The following is a 17,925-nucleotide window of genomic DNA, read 5'->3' on the forward strand; positions in this document are numbered from 1 at the left end:
GAGAAAAGGAACGGAAGTATGAAAACATGGATATTTGCCGGGCTTTGTGACAAAAGCGATACCTTGTTATATATCAGCAGTATATTAGCAACTTCCGGCCAACAGGTACTGCTTGTGGATGCTACGCTGCGGGGACAGTATCGGTATAGCATAGGGATGCTCGACAAACCACTTCCCATTACGCAGTTTAGTGGTTTTGATGTAGCAATTGGATTTACAGCATGGGAAGACCTGCATACCGTTATGATGACTGATCAAAAGGCGGAGCAGGCTTATGACATTGTTATTTTGGATGTAGAGTTACCTGATTTTTGTCCAATTTCTGTTTGGAAAGGGGCAGAACTGCGAGTTTGGGTCAGTGATTATAGCCGTATGCTAATGCACAACGGACAGAATTGGCTTGAGCATTTATTCAGTCAACCCGAATTCCCCAAAGATCTTGTATTTCACAAGCTATTTTTACAGGCTGTGGATTGTGGTGTGGAGGAGCCGTATCTGTGGGAATACATGAACCATTTCCCGGCTTCTTGGCAGCAAGAGCCATATGTTCTGCCATGGGATGAGGGGCTGCTTGCTCTGAAACTGGAAAATGAGCATAAAAAACAGCTACTACTAAAACCGCTATCCAGAATGTATAAGAAAGAATTATGCCGTTGTATTGGGGAATGGATGAGTTGGGAATTAAAAGTGAGTCGTCGTGCGCTAAAGCGTGCGGAAAGGAGTAGGGCATGAGTACCATTTTGTTTTGGAGCCCCATTAAGGGGGCTAGTGGAAGTAGCTCTTTGGCGGCAGCAATAGCAATTACCATAGGGAATCTATATAGAGGAAGACTATTATTGACACATTTAGGTCGTAGATATACCGGTATTGAATCAGGATTACCTATACAAGAGTATGGTATGGACGATCCAACCCTACAGCTTCAGGAAGGGGGCTGGGATGCTGCCGCACGTTTGGTTCTGCGAGGGACACTGTCTAAAGAAAATATTCGTAATTATACGACACCTGTACTCGAACATACTTTGGATGTACTTGAGGGAACCTCCACCTTTGGAGCTGCACCGCCGTTACTATCTCCAGGGCTTGTACGGGCAGTAATAGATACAGCGAATCAATATTATGATTTAACGCTGATTGATGCAGGAAGTGGAGCAGGGTGGGGGGCTGTACAGCATGAAGCATGTGCACGAGCCAAACTGGCCGTTCTTTCACTCACTCAGAATATGCGAGAATTAGATGCTTATTTTGAATCCGTGTCTCCGTTATCTACCTACTCATCATTGCCCTTATTAATAGTACTTGGGAAATATGATGTGCATTCTCAAGTGAATGAAACGAATATTCGCAGGAGATATGGCTACAAAGGTGCTTTGTATACAGTCCCTTATAGCACCGGATTTATGGACGCATGGAACCGCAGGGATGTGATCGGCCATGTGCAACGTGAGGTACGAAGTGGAAAAGAGCAGCATCGCAAGCTTTTTATGCCCGTAGGATGGGCGCAGAGTATACGACATATCAGCAAAGCTATTCTGGAGGCGGCAGAGTCCGATCTTCGACTCAAGGCTTTGGAGAGGGGCGCTTAAATGCTGTCCGCTCAAATGATCAACGGATTGATTCTTACCTGCATAGTACTGATGTGCATCGTACTGATTATTGTTAAATATCGAGGGAATCTTCACTCGCGACATTCAACCCTTCGGGTAGAAAAAAAGAACGAAGATGCCACATTCGAAACATTAATAGAGTATATCAAAAATGCACTTCATGAACTGAGTCATAGCCAGATGGCGGATGCCGGATTGCATGAAGAGGAATATAGACGGCGTATCCATCAAAGGGCGGAACTACGCAGGGCGTTAAAGGACTGTGCCAATGGCAGCATTGGAGATAAACGTTTTGTTAAAAATCTGATGGCTGAGCTTCTGATTAACGGTTACGGCTTGAACGAGAAAATCGTCGATACTGTTATGCCATTCTCCAGACCTGAGTTGTTTAGCATACAGGATCAATTCGAAATTATATTTTACCAATACCAGCAGAAGTTTGGCGCTGATGCACTATCACGTTTATTGGATACTTATGACTTGGCCGAAATGAGGTATTCACAGCAAGGTGAAGAAGATGGAAGTTATCTCGTTACCGCAGAGGATATTCGTTATATCTATGACTGTGAGTACCGCCCTCTTTCCTTTTTGGAGAAAGTGGATATTATTGTCCAGCGCATTTATCAGCATTACAAAGGCTTTTCCGTCATTGATGATATTCGTGACCAGCGGATCGACGGTGTAAGTGGGGGTGTCAGTGGTATGCCGGAAGGTGGGATTCCTGCATCATCAGACTGGCCTTCGGATGGGTATGCATTTGAACAAACATCTGCGTCTACTGCCAATGGTTATGAGAGCGTGTGGATTTTTTATAAAGGTAAAACGATCCATCTTTCGTTCCTTTCCTTCGGATCTGAGCGTGAACTTAAAAGGGTGTGCCAAAATATTTACAAATACAATTACCCGGGCCAGCTTTCCGAAGCGAATGGTTATAAGGTCAACGAAATGAAGGATGGGTCACGGGTAGTGGTGGTGCGCCCTCCTTTCTCAGAATCGTGGGCTTTCTTTGTTCGTAAATTCGATATTCAAAGCGCATCGCTGGAACAGTTAATTAAGGGACAGAATGCTGATTTTCCAATCCAACTACTTTCTTATTTAATGAAAGGCAGCCGGATTACTGCTATTACAGGCGCGCAGGGTTCAGGTAAGACGACGTTGTTAATGGCGATGGTCAAGCATATTTATGCTTCGTATACGCTTCGTGTTCAGGAAATGGCCTTTGAACTGCATCTGCGCAGCATTTACAGTCGCCGTAACATTCTTACCTTTCGAGAAACGGACCATATTTCAGGACAACAAGGGCTTGACTTGCAGAAAAAAACAGATGGAACCGTCAATATCCTAGGCGAAGTAGCAAGTGATGAAGTAGCTGCTTGGATGATTCAAATGTCGCAGGTTGCCAGTCTGTTCACCATTTTTACTCATCATGCCAAAACATTTCGTGATCTCGTGTTTTCACTTCGTAATTCATTGCTCAAAACAGGAGTATTTCAGCATGAAGGCATCGCTGAGGAACAGGTAGTTCATGTCATTAACTTTGATGTGCATCTCAAACGTGATGCGGAGGGGCGACGCTACATCGAACGGATCACAGAATGTGTGCCGTGTGACCCGGATCGTACGGATGCAGGCTCCAATGCTTCATTGAGCTACAGTTATCGCCACGTTATGGAATATCGGAACGGAAGCTATATACCGATGGATCCCTTAACAGCCAAAAGTGCAAAAGAAATGTGTGAGCAGATGAATGTAAAGGATGCCAGAGATTTCCGCAGTTTTTTGACCCGCTATTGGGAGGAAGACTATGAGTCTTAAAGAAATTTCATTATGGATTTTACTTATATCAGGTGGAAGCTTTGCGCTTCTATATATAGTTTTGTGGGGGTTGCATAAGCGTAGTAGTCATGCAGTTCGCAGAGGACGAATTTATTCTGTGCAGGAAGGACGTAAGGGAAAAGCGGTACTGCAACGTGAGCTGCAAGCCTTACTGCATAAGTTGTACACGCTATGTATGAAGGTCCCTTTCTTATCTGGCTACATCACGAGTGTACGTAAGCGACTAGCTGGTCAGCATGCCTACGATGAGTACAAGCTTCGCCTACAGACTATGAAGATGACACTGTTCATCTGGGGGGCTTTTGCTTGCAGTGGCGTTGTACTGGTCATGATGAAGCCAGGAATAGAGTTTGCTATATTGGCCGTTTTATGCGGAGTGGTAATCAACAGTCTTATTTTGGATATGGCCATTAGCCGGATGGAAAAAAGGCTACTTGCACAGATGATCGAATTATTCGCCAATGTACGTCATTATTACCATCAGCACGGTATGGTGGAGGAAGCCATATCCGAAGCGGCCGATTTGGCGGAGGCAGAGGCTGGGAGACACGCACGACTCATCCATGAGGCGCTAACAGATGTTGATCCGCACGAAGCATTGGAAAGATACTATGAGTCGGCTCCTAATCGATTTTTAAAAGCATTTGCCGGTATCTCGTATATGGTAATGGAGTTTGGTGATCGGATTGAGGAGGGGGGCTCCATTTATTTGAAGGGGCTCGGCAGTCTCTCACGCGAAATCCAGTTGGAGTTGCTGCGAAGAAATAAACTGGACTATCTATTAAAAAGTCTAAACGTGATCGCACTGGCACCTGTTTTCTTTACCACCCCAATCGAGACATGGGCGAGATCCAGCTTTCCATCCATGGATGAGTTTTATCAGGGAAAATTGGGTTATATCACGAAATTGTCCGTTTATATTGTGATAATCGTATCTTATTTTCTGTTACAGAAGCTTCAACAGACCGATGAAACAGGATATCGTGCGGGTAGAGGACGGAGGGTTTGGGAACAGAAGCTATACCGTTTTCCCATCATCCGTAATGTGGTGGATTCTTTAATTCCGCGTCAGCATATATCTTCTTATTTCCAGATAACCCGTCTATTAAAAGAAAGTGGTGCGGAGATAAAGCTGGAGTGGCTCTACATACGCAGAATAGCTCTTTTTATCGTAGGTTTGGTGCTCAGTATTAGTACGATATTTTTTTTACATGAAGCTGAGAAAACGCATATCCTTCACGCCCCGGTACAATCGGGTCAAATGTTTGGACATTTAAGTCCGATGGAGCAAAAAGAAGCTTTGAAGCAGAGTGGGATTGATCGCAAAATCATGCATTTGCTGAACATGAGAGCGGACAGCACATACGAACGTACGTACGCTGCTTTAGAACATAATGCCAATGGAACTGTTACTCCTGAACAGCTATCCACAATTACTCGGCGTATTCTCCAGAAGCTGAAAGATTGGAATGATGAATACATCAAGTGGTGGGAAGTGCTGATTAGTTTGATTGTTGGGTATGTAGCCTATCAAATGCCTATGCTTTTATTATATTTGCAACGAAAAATGCGTCGGTTGGACATGAGGCACGAGGTGTATCAATTTCAAACAGTTATTTCCATTTTACGGGTTATGGAACGAATGTCTGTCGAGGAAATATTGGAGTGGCTGAACAGATTTTCAGTTATATTCAAAAGACCTCTGCAAAAATGTTTGCTTCATTATGAACATGGGCCAGAGGCAGCTCTTGACTTATTAAAAGAAGAGGCACCTTTGCCGGAGTTTGAGCGTCTAGTGGACAAGCTCCATTTGTCTTTGGGTAAAATTACGATTCGAGAGGCTTTTGATGATTTGGAATCCCATATGTCCTACTATTTCGAACAAAGAAAACAGGAGTATGAAAAAATAATAGACAGCAAGGCTATCTGGGGAAGGATGATTGGTTTTGCCCCGATGTATGGTCTTATCTTTTTATATTTGGTGATTCCGTTGATCGGCATGAGTTTTGTTCAAATGGATAACTATTATGAGCAAATACAAAAAATTCAGTAAGTAAGTTCTAATATGACTAATACAAAATAACAAGCTGAGGAGAGAAAAATATGAATAACGCATCAACAGCTTTAAAGGTAGCCGCTGGGATATTTTTGACCATCGCTCTAATTACGATTGTAGTTATACTGTTTATTTCAGCCCAGGAGGCGACTAAAACGGCACAAAACAATTTTGCTGATATCCAGACCGAATTGTCTCAAGCCTCTTTTACGGTATATGACGGCACAACGATTAGCGGTTCCCAGGTGACCAACGCGCTACGGAAGTTTCAGGGGAAGGACCAATTCGGCATTCAGATTAAAACCGGTAAAAATATGGCAGGCCAGTGGTACGGTAATGCTCTGAACATTAGCCCAGACAGTGAACAGTATGGCGCAGTGAATGGTGGCAGTGATAAGACTGGGAAAATCACGAATACGCTTAATGAGAAAGAGAATGAATACGTAAATCCAAGTGGCAAATTCAAGGCTGAAATCGTAAAGGACAAATCGAACGTTGTCCGTGGGTTGTTGTTTACCCAGTCCTAAGCACTACAGCAAAGATAATAATCATAAGGGGGATGAGAGTATGTCTGATCACGCTTCAAGTATGCTGCGGCTTGGTGTGTCAGTTATTCTGTTCATAACCGCATGTGTAACGGCAGCAGACTTGTCCAGCCAGCTGGATGGTGCACTGGAATTAAGATCACAGCAAGAGGAGCATTCTGAAGGGCGAATAGCCCGTACTGCTGGGGTGGGATTGCCGGAACGGATTAAAGGAACTCAGGTCATACAGGCTATTCGCATGAACTTACAGGAGGGGATTTCGGTTCAAGTCGACGGGACAGAGTACGATGTGTATTCTGGACCATTTGAGCCTGATGTATCTGCCTTGGATGCTTCCTCTTTATATTCCATGTACCCACAGCGTAATGGGGATGGGGACATAACATCTGTACGTTTTGAGAAATTGGGGGAAGACTGAAGTGGTTCAAACAATATCCAAGTTGTTGGGGACGCTGCTCGCTGTATTGCTTTTGTACATCGTACCCGCAGTTCAAGCTGCTGAACGGCAGGATGATATATCCGGGTTAAATACATATCATTCAACTGTACGTTTTGTTGATATGGTAAGAACCAAAGGTTACATTACACCGACGATGTATAACGATTTTATGCGTGATCTGGAATTGACAGGCAATACGTACGAAGTTGACTTGGAGCATATGCACAAAAAGTATGTACCGGACTATGCAGATGCCGCGAAGCCAGACAGTTTTCTGGGCAACTATGAAACTGTATATGATGGGTACTATAATCCGCAAATCTTGCCTGTACTGTTTCCTGACAATCAGCAGCCAAAATCAGATCAGACACGTCGGTATACCTTGATGGTCGGGGATTATTTTACGGTCCGGTTACATAATACGAATCGGACTCCTGCGAACTTGTACAAATCATGGCTTCTCGGTGGGGCAGATAGCGGCAAGCCGGCAGTTACAGCTTCTTACGGGGGCATGGTTCTGAATGAAGATTACTGATTTTGCAGTCATATTTATACTTTTGTTTTTGCCCTTTGGTGTAGTTAGTGACTTACGGGTGCAGAATCAGCGTGAAGTGCAGCAGCTAGAAATGAAATATACGTCGGCTCTTCGTACCGCAGTTCAGGATGCAGGGGTCGTGCTCTCACAGAATGAACGTCAGGAACGCGAGGCCGGATACGGATCGGATAAGTTTTTTCGTGTAGATAAAGAAGCAGCGCTGAACACGTTCCTGCATACCCTTTTTCTTAATGTAGGCATTGATGAGGATATAGTAGCACAACGTGCATTATTGGATTATATACCAGCCATTGTAATTCTGGATTATGACGGTTATTATGCGTTCACTACAGAAGCCTATACAGACGAGCGTGGACAAGCTGCTATTGCCCACAAATGGAGCGAAAAAAAGCCATATGCTTATGTTGATTCAGTAGGTAACAGTGTGGGGTTCAGCTTGGATAATTATGTGCACGCATACGATGCGCGGAATCACAGGTGGGTGGAGGGCTTTCAAAAGGAACTTCAGGATCAGACTCCTATATCTTTACTGAATAATTCAGAAACTTTTGAGCAAATACGTCGTTCCACTATTGTTGGCAGCGTTCAAGAGGACCTGGCGCGAATTATTAATGTCCATAACGAAAAAGCTGCACGTAACGGCATATCCTATACATTCACACTACCGATCATTCCGCAAGAGGAGTGGTACAACACGATAGATGATGTGGGTCTGATCGCGTTTATCCAAGGCATTCCGGTCGGAGACAGGTATTACAATAACTATGGATTTGGTGGTGGGAGAGTCGTCAGAAAGCAAGACATTATCGGTGGCATAGAACCAGAAACTAGAATGAGATATTTTTATAGAGATTCATGTCCAGCTCCCTTTAAAGCGAGTGAACGTTTTACGGATGAAAAATCTGCAGCAGCTGCGGGATACTTTGAGTACAAATGTTATAATGGCTTAAAATAATCACCCTCATGGGTGGTTTTTGTTTTTTTAGGCAGATCCATACCAAAAAACCTTAAAATTCACTGTTTTCAATATTCCGATATGGTTGTAGAATGTGCTACAATAAAGCTTTGAAAGAAACGAAATGCATATGAAATAAGAACAGTCGGCAGCGCCGATGACAATAAGGAGCCAAAAACAGCTTATGAGTTTATTGACTGTAGAAAATGTATCCCACAACTTTGGGGACCGCGCATTATTTAAAAATGTTTCCTTTCGATTGCTTGCGGGGGAACGTGTAGGTTTGGTAGGAGCTAACGGTGTTGGTAAATCGACACTCATGAACATTCTCACTGGAAAATTGCTTAAGGATGAGGGTAAAGTGGAATGGACTCCACGTGTACGTTACGGTTATCTGGATCAGCACACCAAGCTGACACCGGGCAAAACGGTACGTGATGTATTAAAAGACGCTTTTCTTCCTTTGTTGGAATTGGAAAAGGAAATGATGCAGATTACTGACAAAATGGGGGATGCTTCTCCTGAAGAGTTGGAAGTGTTGCTGGAACAGATGGGTGAAATTCAGGAGCAACTGGATATGGGGGATTTTTACCTCATTGATGTGAAGGTTGAAGAAATGGCGAATGGACTAGGTCTGTCGGCCATAGGACTGGATCGGGATGTATCTGCACTTAGCGGCGGGCAACGGACAAAGGTGCTTCTTGCTAAGTTGCTGTTGGAAAAGCCGAATGTCCTGCTGCTGGATGAGCCTACCAACTACTTGGATGTAGAGCATATTGAATGGCTTACGCGCTATTTGAAGGATTATCCCTATGCTTTTATCCTTATTTCACATGATACTGAGTTTATGAACCAGGTCGTTAATGTTATTTACCATCTTGAATTTGCCAAGATGACCCGTTATTCAGCTAACTATGAAAAGTTTCTTGAAATGGCGGATCTGAACAAAGCTCAGCATATTGATGCTTATGAGAAGCAACAGGACTTTATAAAGAAACAGGAAGATTTTATTCAGCGCAATAAAGCGCGTGCTTCTACCTCAGGCCGAGCAAAGAGCCGTGAAAAGCAGCTTGATCGGATCGAACGTATTGATAAGCCTGAAGAAGCCGCAAAACCAACCTTTCAATTCAAAGAGGCACGTGCAAGCGGAAAGACGGTATTTGAGGGTATTGATTTTGAGATTGGTTATACACATGCCCTTTTGCCTAAGATGTCCATGACGATTGAACGTGGCGAAAAAATTGCAATTGTCGGCTACAACGGTGTCGGTAAATCGACATTGCTCAAAACCATATTGGGAAAAATTCCGCCAATCAGTGGAAAAACCTATCAAGGTGATTTTTTGCAGCCCGCTTATTTTGAGCAGGAAGTAAAGGCAGAGAAAATTACACCGATTGACGATGTGTGGAATGAATTTCCGCATTTGAACCAGCATGAAGTACGAGCGCATTTGGCGCGCTGCGGTTTGAAAAATGAGCATATCACACGTCCGCTATCTGCGCTTAGTGGTGGAGAACAGGCTAAAGTCCGTCTTTGCAAACTGTTAATGCGTGAAAGCAACTGGGTATTGTTCGATGAGCCTACCAACCACTTGGATGTTAAAGCAAAGGATGAGCTGAAACGTGCCTTGAAGGAATACAAAGGGACGGTATTGCTTGTATCTCACGAACCGGACTTTTACGAGGATTGGGTAACCAAAACGTGGAATGTGGAAGAGTGGTCAAGTAAAGTTAACTAAAATCAGTTAAATCCAGTTCTGCATATTTCACACGAAGTGGGGTTTGCAGAATTAGGAAAATATGCTAAGCTATCTTTAGCTTATACAATAAAATAGTCACACTAGGGGAGCCGCCCATGCGGCTGAGACGGAATAAATGGATTTCGGACCCTTTGCACCTGATCTGGGTTATGCCAGCGTAGGGAAGTGAGCGCCGTACAAACAAGGCAACACCATCTTATTTTGTTTGTGCGTGGGACGATACACGTATACGGATATCATGGTCCGTTCGATTATTGGACGTTCGTTAAACCACTTCCTTGGGGAAGTGGTTTTTTTGCGTTTCGTTCATTTTAAGTTGTTCGAGCTTCCGTAGACGGATTCACATACAATCCCCTTTCATTACTGCTGGTAGACGTGGCTGCTAAGCTTAGATCCTTTAATCCAATGTGAGGTGAAGACAAAATCGAATTACACGCAATTTCGATGGAAAAGGGCACTTTTGCACAAGCCGCCCGAGTGGCTGCTATGATTTGTCCGTATGTTCATTATGTACACGCACGTTTAAAACAGAATGGTGCCTCTGCATTGCTTTCTTTGACTCGCAGCATGGTGGAGCAGGAAGTTCCTTTGCAACAAATTGTAGTAAATGATCGTGTGGATGTAGCTTTACTTACTTTGGTTGGAACCGTCCAGCTACCAGCTAATGGATTACCTGTTGTGGATGTGAAAAGCCTACTTTCAAAGAGTACACGCTGTGGAGTGTCTGTGCATTCCTTGGAGGAGGCGCAGACTGCCGAGCAGGCAGGAGCAGACTATGTACTTTATGGTCACGTATATGAGACCCATTGTAAGCCCGGTATTGTACCGCGGGGTTTAGCTCAGCTTGAACATATTTGCAGGCTGTCGAACATTCCGGTGATCGCGCTGGGCGGCATACAACCGCACCATATCCCTGAGCTTTATATGGCCGGAGCAAGCGGAATTGCGGTGATGTCTGGTATATGGGAGGCTGAGTCGCCCGTTGCAGCTGCGATGGAATATAGGCGAATGGCAGATCTTGTAGTTCACAGCTTGTAGCGAGAAAACGAGAGTAGAGGCAAGCTGAAAGCAGAATGGTTTATGGAGAGGAGACACGGAACAAATGCTAAAGATACACACAGAGGCAAGAGCGATAGGACATGCTGAATGCTTGGTCATAGGTGGAGGTGTCATCGGCAGTTCCATTGCTTATCATGTGGCCAAGGAGGGAAGAAGTACGATCATGCTGGAACGATTGATCCCGGGTGAGGGAGCCTCAGGAGCAGCGGTTGGAATGCTGGCAGCGGAAAGTGAAGAGTTCACCGACTCTGAGCTAGCACGATTTGCTCGCAGAAGTCGAGATGCATTCCCTGAGCTTGTCTGTGATCTGGAGCGTTTGTCGGGTATTTCGGTGGAATTCCGTACAGAAGGATTTGTGACCCCTTTCCGTACGGAAACTGAAGGCCAAAAACGCTGGAAAGCTGCTAAAACGCGAGAGGATGATTGTCCTATCTGGTGGGATGCGAGGGAATTGGCCCGACGAATTCCAGGTTTGGATGAACAAGCGATCGGAGCAATATATCGTTCAAAGGAGACACAAGTGGCTCCTGTCCAGCTTTGTCGTGCTTATGCAGGTGCTGCTACGGTGCTGGGAGCAACGGTATGGTCTGGTACACGGGCAGAGCAACTGGTCATACAGGATGGTCGAGTTTGCGGTGTCCGAACAGATAGCGGCTTTTTTTCCTGCGATCAGGTCATTATTGCTGGAGGCTTGGATAGCATGAAATTACTGGCGCAGGTTGGATTTGAATATCCACTTTATTCGGTCAAGGGCGAAGCGGTAGCGGTCTCCTTGAAGGATCACCCATTAGAATACACCATTTATGCTGATGATATTTACCTCGTGCCTAAACAGAATAACGAGCTTTGGATTGGGGCAACGAGCCTTCCGCATCAATATGACGAAGAAGTGACCGTAGGAGGCTTGGAGGGGTTGCTGGCACGTGCCTCTGCCTGGCTGCCGTGCGTCCGTGAAGCTTCTTTTATACGCGCTTGGGCGGGCTTACGTCCGCAGGCTGCATCAGGCCATCCTTTTATAGGTACTGTTCCTGGGGTCGAGGGCGTATTTGCTGCGGTTGGGCATTATCGCAACGGTGTCCTGCTGAGTGATGCTACCGGGCGTGCGATGGCAGCTATGCTTAATGGAGCTGGTGCAGCAGAACTTGGGATAAGTAGTTTTTCTTCGGAGCTCCTCAAGGAGAAAAGCTTATGAAGCTGACGATTAACGGCCAGAGCATGACCTTTTCTAATCGAATCACTCATGTGAATCAATTGCTACATGAGCTTGATGTAAAGGTGAAAACCGTAGTGGTGGAGCTGAATCGGCATATATTGAGCCGTGAAGATCATGATGAAGCGGTACTGAAGGATGGAGATTGCCTAGAAATTGTACATTTTGTGGGAGGCGGTTGATTATGTTAACCATTGGAAAAGCATCTTTTACCTCGAGGTTGTTGTTGGGAACAGGAAAATTCTCTGATCTGGATATCCAATCCCAAGCCGTAGAGGCTGCTGAGACGGAAATATTGACGTTTGCTGTACGGAGATTGAACTTGGAGGAACGGGATAAGCAGCATTTTCTCGATATGCTGGATTTGAGCCGGTATACACTTCTTCCCAACACAGCAGGGGCTACAACAGCAGAGGAGGCGATTCGTATTGCCCAATTGGCAAAAGCCTCCGGCCTGTGCGATATGATTAAGGTGGAAGTCATTGGGGATAGCAAGACACTGCTCCCTGACCCTTTTGAAACGTTGAAAGCTAGTGATAAGCTGTTAGAAGAAGGCTTTATCGTGCTGCCCTACATATCGGACGATGTGATTCTAGCAAAGAGGCTACAAGAGCTTGGAGTACACGCCGTTATGCCTGGAGCTTCACCGATTGGTACAGGACATGGTTTGCTCAATCCGTTTTCATTAGGGCTAATTATTGAACAGGCGGAGGTTCCGGTTATTGTCGATGCGGGTATTCGCTCACCCGGTGACGCGGCAATGGCGATGCAGTTAGGGGCAGATGCTGTTTTGTTGAACACAGCCGTATCAGGAGCGAAGGACCCAGTAAAAATGGCCGAGGCCATGAAACTGGCTGTTCGTGCTGGAAGATATGGTTTTGAGGCGGGGATGATTCCTGTAAAACGTTACGCTTCAGCAAGCAGTCCGACAGAAGGTATGGTTCAGGCATGAAGGTAACTGACAAATCCGATGCAGGAGAAACACATCCAAGTGACCGTTATTCCAGACAGGAAAGATTCGCGCCCTTTGGACCGACGGGACAACGCCGGCTTGCTTCTTCCCACGTACTAATCATAGGTGTCGGAGCGTTAGGTACAGGTATTGCGGAAACGCTCGTTCGCGGGGGCGTAGGTACAGTGAGCCTCGTAGACCGGGATTATGTGGAATGGAGCAATTTGCAGCGCCAGCAGCTTTTTCAGGAAAGTGATGCTGCGCAAAGATATCCCAAAGCAGTAGCTGCTCAGCGAAGATTAAAGGATATTAATTCGGAAACGGTTATACATGCACATGTACTGGATGTTGGGGTGGAAGAACTGGAAGAGTTGATCTTGGGGGTAGATCTCATGATGGATGCAACCGATAATTTCGATACCCGACTTCTTATGAACGACATGGCACTCAAGCATCGGATACCTTGGATTTATGGGGGATGTGTGGGCAGCTATGGTGTAACCTATACCATCTTACCGGGTCAAACGCCTTGTCTTCACTGTCTGCTGGAAACTGTACCGTTTGGTGGAGAAACCTGTGATACCGCCGGGATTATTCCGCAGGCCGTACAGATGGTCACGGCTAACCAAACTACGGAAGCTTTCAAACTTCTTGGTGGATATCCGGAAGATTTGAGAGGAAAGCTGCTTTCGTTTGATTTGTGGAAAAATGAGTATGTAGCAATAGCGGTAGATAGCGTTAAAAAGGAGAACTGTCCTTCTTGCGGCAGCCAACCGACGTATCCCTATTTGTCGGCCTCTCATCGGCAGAAGACAGATGTTTTGTGCGGTAGGGATACCGTTCAAATTAGACCAGCAAACCCAACACATCTGAATCTTGCAGAAACAGCAGATAGATTTGCTTCTTTGGGAGAAGGAAAAGTAGAGCGGAATCCGTTTTTGGTTTCCTTTAGTACAAGCGAGCATCGCTTGGTTGTTTTTGCAGATGGCAGAGCGTTGATTCATGGGACAAAGGACGTGGCAAAAGCAAGAAGTCTGTATCATCGCTATTTGGGTTAAACTATAAAAGCAGAAAGCCATTCTTTGGAGAATGATTTTCTGCTTTTTTGTTACAATAATATTAATATGCTTTAATGGCTTATAACAAACTTGTTCGTATCCAATATGTAATGCTATGTCCAAACCAGGTGGGTGAAAAGATGAGCCCGTTAATTTTACTTGTGGATGTAAATGAAGCGTCTCCCGTATTTGTTCATCCATTGGAGCAGGCAGGTTATCAGGTGGTTCATGTTAGCAATACGACAGATGCAAGCTCTTATGTAGCCCATAATCCTGTGGATTTGCTACTGCTCAATATAGAAGATGAACCGACGGATTCACATGGTTTGCTTCGCACATTGCAGCAATACCATCCTCATGTCCCGCTATTTGCAATGACTTCATCAGATGAGGAGGACCATATTGTTTCCTGCTTTGAACAAGGAGCACATGATGTGATCGTCCTGCCCTTTTATCCTAGAGTTTTTCAGGCTAGGGTGGCTAATTTATTGCGGATTTTTGGTATTGAACGTGATGTGAAAAGGGCAATCGAGGCGGGTGATTTACATATAGACAATGCAAGCAGAATGGTGAGCAGAGGGGGGCAAAAGCTGGAATTAACTCCGAAAGAATTTGATCTTTTGCTTCACCTGGCGATACATCTTAACCAAGTTTGTAGCAGACAGCAAATTCTGAAGGATGTTTGGAAACATGATTATATCGTTGATACGAACGTAGTAGACGTCTATATCAGACATTTGAGGGTTAAAGTAGATAAAGGATATAAGTTTAAAATGATCCGTACGGAACGAGGAATTGGCTATTCACTCAGAACACCAACCGTATCAGAATAGCATAAGGCATATAAAAAAAACCGGAACTTTCGTCCCGGCTCGCATATTTCATAATGAGTTTCAAACTACAGCACGCGGCGTGCTTTAATGTATGTTCTTTTCCAGTTGCCAGAGTTCAAATCGGAGATAGTCACGCCAGGTCCGCCGTAAGTGTGTAGAATTTTACCCCCGCCCATATAGACTGCTACGTGGGTAATGTTGCGACCCGTGGCACGGCTACCGCTTGAAAAGAACACTAAGTCCCCTTTTTTCAAATTGGACTTGGATACGGCATGTCCAACTTTGGACTGTTGAACAGAAGTACGCGGCAAATTCACTCCGTATTTCTTGAATATGTGCTTCATGAAAGAAGAACAGTCAAAATTGCGCGTCGTGCTTGTGGAAGCTCCAAACTTATAGGGTGTGCCCATATATTTTTCGCCGTAGTTAATTACTTTTTGGCCAACAGAAGTAGTAGTGGCAGCCTGTGCCGTATTTGTTCCCTCAATTGCAAAAGTACCAAAGCCGATCGTGGCTGCGACCCCTGCGATAATTACCTTTTTTATGATTTTCTGCATATTCATGTTGTAAGTACCTCCAGAAATTGATTTGTGCAATATTTTGCTGAGTTGCTAACTAACTGACAGCGTTGAGTATAACAGTTTTGAAGCCGCCTAATAGTTGGAAAAGAACTCTCAAATGCTTGAGGGACAAGACTTACACAGTGATTATTAAAAAACAATTAAAAATTACAATTTGTTAAAAATATATCGATTCATAGATCTCTACAAACGGAAAAACCCTTATTAATCAAAGGTTTTGAGTGAAAAAACAATTTAAACAATGGTTACAACAATGTCATAATTAATCCTTGCTTTGAATAACGAGTAGAAGACCGCTTTTGATGGAAATCGTACCTTTTGGAGCCGTTAGCTTATTACTGACAGCACGTGATTGTCCCATTTTGAGGGTGGCATTATGTAGCGGATACATAAATCCTTCCAGTTGTATGCCTGTTACTTCGGCAGTCATAGGAAGCAGCGATGTATATGTATAACCCATAGGCTGGATCTCAAGCGTTGATCCGGTGAGCTCAATATAATTATGTGCGTCCATAATAGCGCAACTAATATGATGCTGCATTGCACGTACCAATATTTGAACATTAGCCAATGTGTGGTCCATCCGGGTGCCAGTCACACCAAGTAGCAGTACATGATCTGCCTGTTCGTCCATAGCGATTTCCAAAGCAAGCTCGGTATCTGTTAAGTCTTTAAGTACTGGATCGCACGCAATCATACGTTGGCTTGCTGATTCTACCTTTTCTTTTTCCTCTGGTGTGATCGAATCAAAATCTCCTACAGAGATATGTGGTGTAATACCGTGCTCGATCAGGAAAAGAGCACCTTTATCTGCACCTATAATAAAATCATCGGGTTGTATTTGATGTAAATCTTCTTCATTAAGACGACCGCCTGAAAATACAATCGCTCGTTTTTTTGTCATAATCAACATCCTTTCTTTCTGATACGATCCTATATATACCATCGTTTTTAAGTATACCGCGTTAAATATGGCTTGCACAATTTTGGAGGACATGGCTACAATGAAACAGAAAAAAAGGAAGTGTAACGTGTAAATAGGAGGAGAACGAAATGATTAACGTTTTGTTTGTGTGTTTGGGCAATATTTGCCGCTCTCCGATGGGGGAGGCAATACTGAGGCATAAAGCGCAGGAACGGGGATTGGGAGCAGAAATCGGGGTGGACTCGGCCGGGACAGGCGACTGGCACATCGGAAATCCCCCGCATGAGGGAACATTAAAGCAACTTAAACTGCATGGAATCAGTGAACAAGGCATACAGGCGCGGCAAATAACGGGCCGTGATTTTGATGCGTTTGATTATATTGTGTGCATGGATGACTCTAATGAACAAAACATGCGAAAGATTGCAGGTGGAGCGGAGGCTGATATTCTAAAATTTATGGATTTGCTTCCTCAAGAAAAATTAAGAGAAGTACCCGATCCATATTTTACAGGAAATTTTGAAGAGACCTATCGATTAATGGACGCAGGCTGCGACGCCTTGCTGGACAAGATCGTAGAAGAAAAGCTATAATGTGAACGACAGATGACGGCGATAATTGCCGTTTTTCGTTATACTTTTTTGAAAGCGCAATCAAAATGCACTAAAAAATGAGGAAGGAGCTTAATGACCTAGTAGGTCAATGCTCCATTCCCTATAGAAGAATTTTTACTCAGGCGCGATCCAAAAAATACATTAGCGCGTCAGGCAACTCGTTTTGCCAAAAGCCCCACAAATGTTTGCCATCCTTTTCACGGTAAGAAACTTCAGCGTTCCGTTCGCGCAGCAAATCTGCACATTGACGGTTAAGTTCTACAAAGTTGTAAATGCCAGTATCACTCTCAAATGCATCTTCCTGAAGGCCAACCGTCATCCAGACCCGCAAATGAGAAAGATCTTTCTCACGGGCGATGATTTCCTGCGAAGCTTCATAGTAAGCACCTGAGAGGCTGATAATGCGGTTGAACAGCTGAGGATACATCAAAGCCAAATGCAGAGACACACTGCCTCCCAGTGAATCCCCCGCCAAAATGCGGGACGCTGCATCTTTTCTTATAGGATACTTTTGCTCCACATAGGGAATAATCTCTTCTGCAAAACAGGTGGTATACGCCTCAAAACGATTGCCAAAGGGAGCGTACTCCTGAGTTCTGATTTTGGTATTCACTTCCACACCTACAATAATGAAGGGTTCGACGCCCTCATCTAGAATGAGGCGGTTGGCGTGAGTTGCAATGCGGCCAAAATTGAAAAATTCTTCTCCGTCCTGACAGTATACGACCGGGTAGCTCAATATTTCATTATAGCCGGGCGGCAAATATATCCGGAGAGTTCTGATCTCGCTAAGAAAGCGGCTATTTACTTCGTCTTTAAGGATGGTTCGTTTTAAATACCGAGAATCCGTCATTTTTCGTCACCTTTCTTGGGTATTATTTTGCATTCGGGATCACAATAAGTTAAGATTACCCTGATTGCAATAGATGTTTAAAATTTC

19 protein-coding genes and 1 riboswitch are annotated in these 17,925 nt (G+C 44.4%); of the genes, 16 read left to right on the forward strand and 3 right to left on the reverse strand.

Annotated features, from left to right (window positions below):
* The first annotated feature begins 18 nt into the window (after positions 1-18).
* From NLX74_RS09020 to NLX74_RS09090, 15 genes are all read left to right on the forward strand, one after another.
* Positions 19-732 carry a hypothetical protein gene (locus NLX74_RS09020; protein WP_254328485.1) on the forward strand — a complete coding sequence of 238 codons (714 nt, stop codon included), beginning with the start codon at positions 19-21 and terminating at the stop codon, positions 730-732.
* The gene (locus NLX74_RS09025) at positions 729-1,586 is read left to right on the forward strand and encodes a hypothetical protein (RefSeq protein WP_250261197.1); all 858 of its coding nucleotides are present in this window, start codon (positions 729-731) and stop codon (positions 1,584-1,586) included. The genes NLX74_RS09020 and NLX74_RS09025 overlap by 4 nt, the downstream gene beginning before the upstream one ends.
* Positions 1,587-3,422: an ATPase, T2SS/T4P/T4SS family gene (locus NLX74_RS09030; protein WP_254328486.1), complete on the forward strand. Its 1,836-nt coding sequence runs from the start codon at positions 1,587-1,589 to the stop codon at positions 3,420-3,422.
* The gene (locus NLX74_RS09035) at positions 3,412-5,496 is read left to right on the forward strand and encodes a hypothetical protein (RefSeq protein ID WP_254328487.1); all 2,085 of its coding nucleotides are present in this window, start codon (positions 3,412-3,414) and stop codon (positions 5,494-5,496) included. The genes NLX74_RS09030 and NLX74_RS09035 overlap by 11 nt, the downstream gene beginning before the upstream one ends.
* Before the next feature lie 50 nt (positions 5,497-5,546).
* Positions 5,547-6,026 (forward strand): hypothetical protein, encoded by a 480-nt coding sequence (locus NLX74_RS09040; RefSeq protein WP_023988985.1) that lies wholly within the window; start codon positions 5,547-5,549, stop codon positions 6,024-6,026.
* Between the two features lie 40 nt (positions 6,027-6,066).
* On the forward strand, positions 6,067-6,462 hold the full coding sequence (locus NLX74_RS09045; protein WP_254328488.1) for a hypothetical protein: 396 nt from the start codon (positions 6,067-6,069) through the stop codon (positions 6,460-6,462).
* 1 nt (position 6,463) lies between these two features.
* On the forward strand, positions 6,464-7,018 hold the full coding sequence (locus NLX74_RS09050; protein WP_254328489.1) for a hypothetical protein: 555 nt from the start codon (positions 6,464-6,466) through the stop codon (positions 7,016-7,018).
* Positions 7,005-7,994, forward strand: a complete 990-nt coding sequence (locus tag NLX74_RS09055; RefSeq protein WP_254328490.1) for a hypothetical protein — start codon at positions 7,005-7,007, stop codon at positions 7,992-7,994. Before NLX74_RS09050 ends, NLX74_RS09055 begins: the two co-directional genes overlap by 14 nt.
* A gap of 184 nt (positions 7,995-8,178) precedes the next feature.
* On the forward strand, positions 8,179-9,732 hold the full coding sequence (locus NLX74_RS09060) for an ABC-F family ATP-binding cassette domain-containing protein (RefSeq protein ID WP_023988981.1): 1,554 nt from the start codon (positions 8,179-8,181) through the stop codon (positions 9,730-9,732).
* A 93-nt stretch (positions 9,733-9,825) separates the two neighbouring features.
* Positions 9,826-9,934, forward strand: a riboswitch (TPP riboswitch).
* A gap of 263 nt (positions 9,935-10,197) precedes the next feature.
* Positions 10,198-10,791 carry a thiamine phosphate synthase gene (locus NLX74_RS09065; protein ID WP_061831501.1) on the forward strand — a complete coding sequence of 198 codons (594 nt, stop codon included), beginning with the start codon at positions 10,198-10,200 and terminating at the stop codon, positions 10,789-10,791.
* 64 nt (positions 10,792-10,855) lie between these two features.
* Positions 10,856-12,004: a glycine oxidase ThiO gene (gene thiO / locus NLX74_RS09070; RefSeq protein ID WP_254328491.1), complete on the forward strand. Its 1,149-nt coding sequence runs from the start codon at positions 10,856-10,858 to the stop codon at positions 12,002-12,004.
* On the forward strand, positions 12,001-12,204 hold the full coding sequence (gene thiS / locus NLX74_RS09075; protein ID WP_061831499.1) for a sulfur carrier protein ThiS: 204 nt from the start codon (positions 12,001-12,003) through the stop codon (positions 12,202-12,204). Before thiO ends, thiS begins: the two co-directional genes overlap by 4 nt.
* Positions 12,205-12,206: 2 nt before the next feature.
* The gene (locus NLX74_RS09080; protein ID WP_254328492.1) at positions 12,207-12,974 is read left to right on the forward strand and encodes a thiazole synthase; all 768 of its coding nucleotides are present in this window, start codon (positions 12,207-12,209) and stop codon (positions 12,972-12,974) included.
* Positions 12,971-14,032 carry a ThiF family adenylyltransferase gene (locus NLX74_RS09085; protein ID WP_254328493.1) on the forward strand — a complete coding sequence of 354 codons (1,062 nt, stop codon included), beginning with the start codon at positions 12,971-12,973 and terminating at the stop codon, positions 14,030-14,032. Before NLX74_RS09080 ends, NLX74_RS09085 begins: the two co-directional genes overlap by 4 nt.
* A 140-nt stretch (positions 14,033-14,172) precedes the next feature.
* A complete protein-coding gene (locus NLX74_RS09090) occupies positions 14,173-14,865 on the forward strand; it encodes a response regulator transcription factor (RefSeq protein WP_254328494.1) in 693 nt (230 codons plus the stop codon).
* 65 nt (positions 14,866-14,930) lie between these two features.
* Here the strand turns inward: NLX74_RS09090 and NLX74_RS09095 are convergent, their stop codons facing one another.
* Both NLX74_RS09095 and NLX74_RS09100 read right to left on the reverse strand, forming a co-directional pair.
* A complete protein-coding gene (locus tag NLX74_RS09095; RefSeq protein WP_069011717.1) occupies positions 14,931-15,428 on the reverse strand; it encodes a C40 family peptidase in 498 nt (165 codons plus the stop codon).
* 280 nt (positions 15,429-15,708) lie between these two features.
* Positions 15,709-16,350 carry a thiamine diphosphokinase gene (locus NLX74_RS09100; RefSeq protein WP_103049145.1) on the reverse strand — a complete coding sequence of 214 codons (642 nt, stop codon included), beginning with the start codon at positions 16,348-16,350 and terminating at the stop codon, positions 15,709-15,711.
* A 149-nt stretch (positions 16,351-16,499) separates the two neighbouring features.
* Between NLX74_RS09100 and NLX74_RS09105 the strand changes: the two genes are divergently transcribed.
* On the forward strand, positions 16,500-16,964 hold the full coding sequence (locus NLX74_RS09105) for a low molecular weight protein-tyrosine-phosphatase (protein ID WP_254328495.1): 465 nt from the start codon (positions 16,500-16,502) through the stop codon (positions 16,962-16,964).
* Between the two features lie 139 nt (positions 16,965-17,103).
* Here NLX74_RS09105 and NLX74_RS09110 read toward each other — a convergent pair whose 3' ends face one another.
* Positions 17,104-17,838, reverse strand: coding sequence for an alpha/beta hydrolase (locus NLX74_RS09110; RefSeq protein WP_254328496.1), 735 nt, complete (start codon positions 17,836-17,838; stop codon positions 17,104-17,106).
* Between the last annotated feature and the right edge of the window lie 87 nt (positions 17,839-17,925).

The sequence above is a fragment of the Paenibacillus sp. MZ03-122A genome (assembly GCF_024213325.1).
Classification (GTDB): Bacteria; Bacillota; Bacilli; order Paenibacillales; family Paenibacillaceae; genus Paenibacillus; species Paenibacillus polymyxa_B.

What these genes read in the sequence shown, in the direction of transcription:
- NLX74_RS09095 (WP_069011717.1), bottom strand. Translation starts at nt 15,428, where the DNA reads ATGAATATGCAGAAAATCATAAAAAAGGTAATTATCGCAGGGGTCGCA.
- NLX74_RS09045 (WP_254328488.1), top strand. Translation starts at nt 6,067, where the DNA reads ATGTCTGATCACGCTTCAAGTATGCTGCGGCTTGGTGTGTCAGTTATT.
- NLX74_RS09100 (WP_103049145.1), bottom strand. Translation starts at nt 16,350, where the DNA reads ATGACAAAAAAACGAGCGATTGTATTTTCAGGCGGTCGTCTTAATGAA.
- NLX74_RS09030 (WP_254328486.1), top strand. Translation starts at nt 1,587, where the DNA reads ATGCTGTCCGCTCAAATGATCAACGGATTGATTCTTACCTGCATAGTA.
- NLX74_RS09020 (WP_254328485.1), top strand. Translation starts at nt 19, where the DNA reads ATGAAAACATGGATATTTGCCGGGCTTTGTGACAAAAGCGATACCTTG.
- NLX74_RS09040 (WP_023988985.1), top strand. Translation starts at nt 5,547, where the DNA reads ATGAATAACGCATCAACAGCTTTAAAGGTAGCCGCTGGGATATTTTTG.
- thiO (WP_254328491.1), top strand. Translation starts at nt 10,856, where the DNA reads ATGCTAAAGATACACACAGAGGCAAGAGCGATAGGACATGCTGAATGC.
- NLX74_RS09090 (WP_254328494.1), top strand. Translation starts at nt 14,173, where the DNA reads ATGAGCCCGTTAATTTTACTTGTGGATGTAAATGAAGCGTCTCCCGTA.
- NLX74_RS09065 (WP_061831501.1), top strand. Translation starts at nt 10,198, where the DNA reads ATGGAAAAGGGCACTTTTGCACAAGCCGCCCGAGTGGCTGCTATGATT.
- NLX74_RS09080 (WP_254328492.1), top strand. Translation starts at nt 12,207, where the DNA reads ATGTTAACCATTGGAAAAGCATCTTTTACCTCGAGGTTGTTGTTGGGA.
- NLX74_RS09025 (WP_250261197.1), top strand. Translation starts at nt 729, where the DNA reads ATGAGTACCATTTTGTTTTGGAGCCCCATTAAGGGGGCTAGTGGAAGT.
- NLX74_RS09035 (WP_254328487.1), top strand. Translation starts at nt 3,412, where the DNA reads ATGAGTCTTAAAGAAATTTCATTATGGATTTTACTTATATCAGGTGGA.
- thiS (WP_061831499.1), top strand. Translation starts at nt 12,001, where the DNA reads ATGAAGCTGACGATTAACGGCCAGAGCATGACCTTTTCTAATCGAATC.
- NLX74_RS09110 (WP_254328496.1), bottom strand. Translation starts at nt 17,838, where the DNA reads ATGACGGATTCTCGGTATTTAAAACGAACCATCCTTAAAGACGAAGTA.
- NLX74_RS09055 (WP_254328490.1), top strand. Translation starts at nt 7,005, where the DNA reads ATGAAGATTACTGATTTTGCAGTCATATTTATACTTTTGTTTTTGCCC.
- NLX74_RS09085 (WP_254328493.1), top strand. Translation starts at nt 12,971, where the DNA reads ATGAAGGTAACTGACAAATCCGATGCAGGAGAAACACATCCAAGTGAC.
- NLX74_RS09060 (WP_023988981.1), top strand. Translation starts at nt 8,179, where the DNA reads ATGAGTTTATTGACTGTAGAAAATGTATCCCACAACTTTGGGGACCGC.
- NLX74_RS09105 (WP_254328495.1), top strand. Translation starts at nt 16,500, where the DNA reads ATGATTAACGTTTTGTTTGTGTGTTTGGGCAATATTTGCCGCTCTCCG.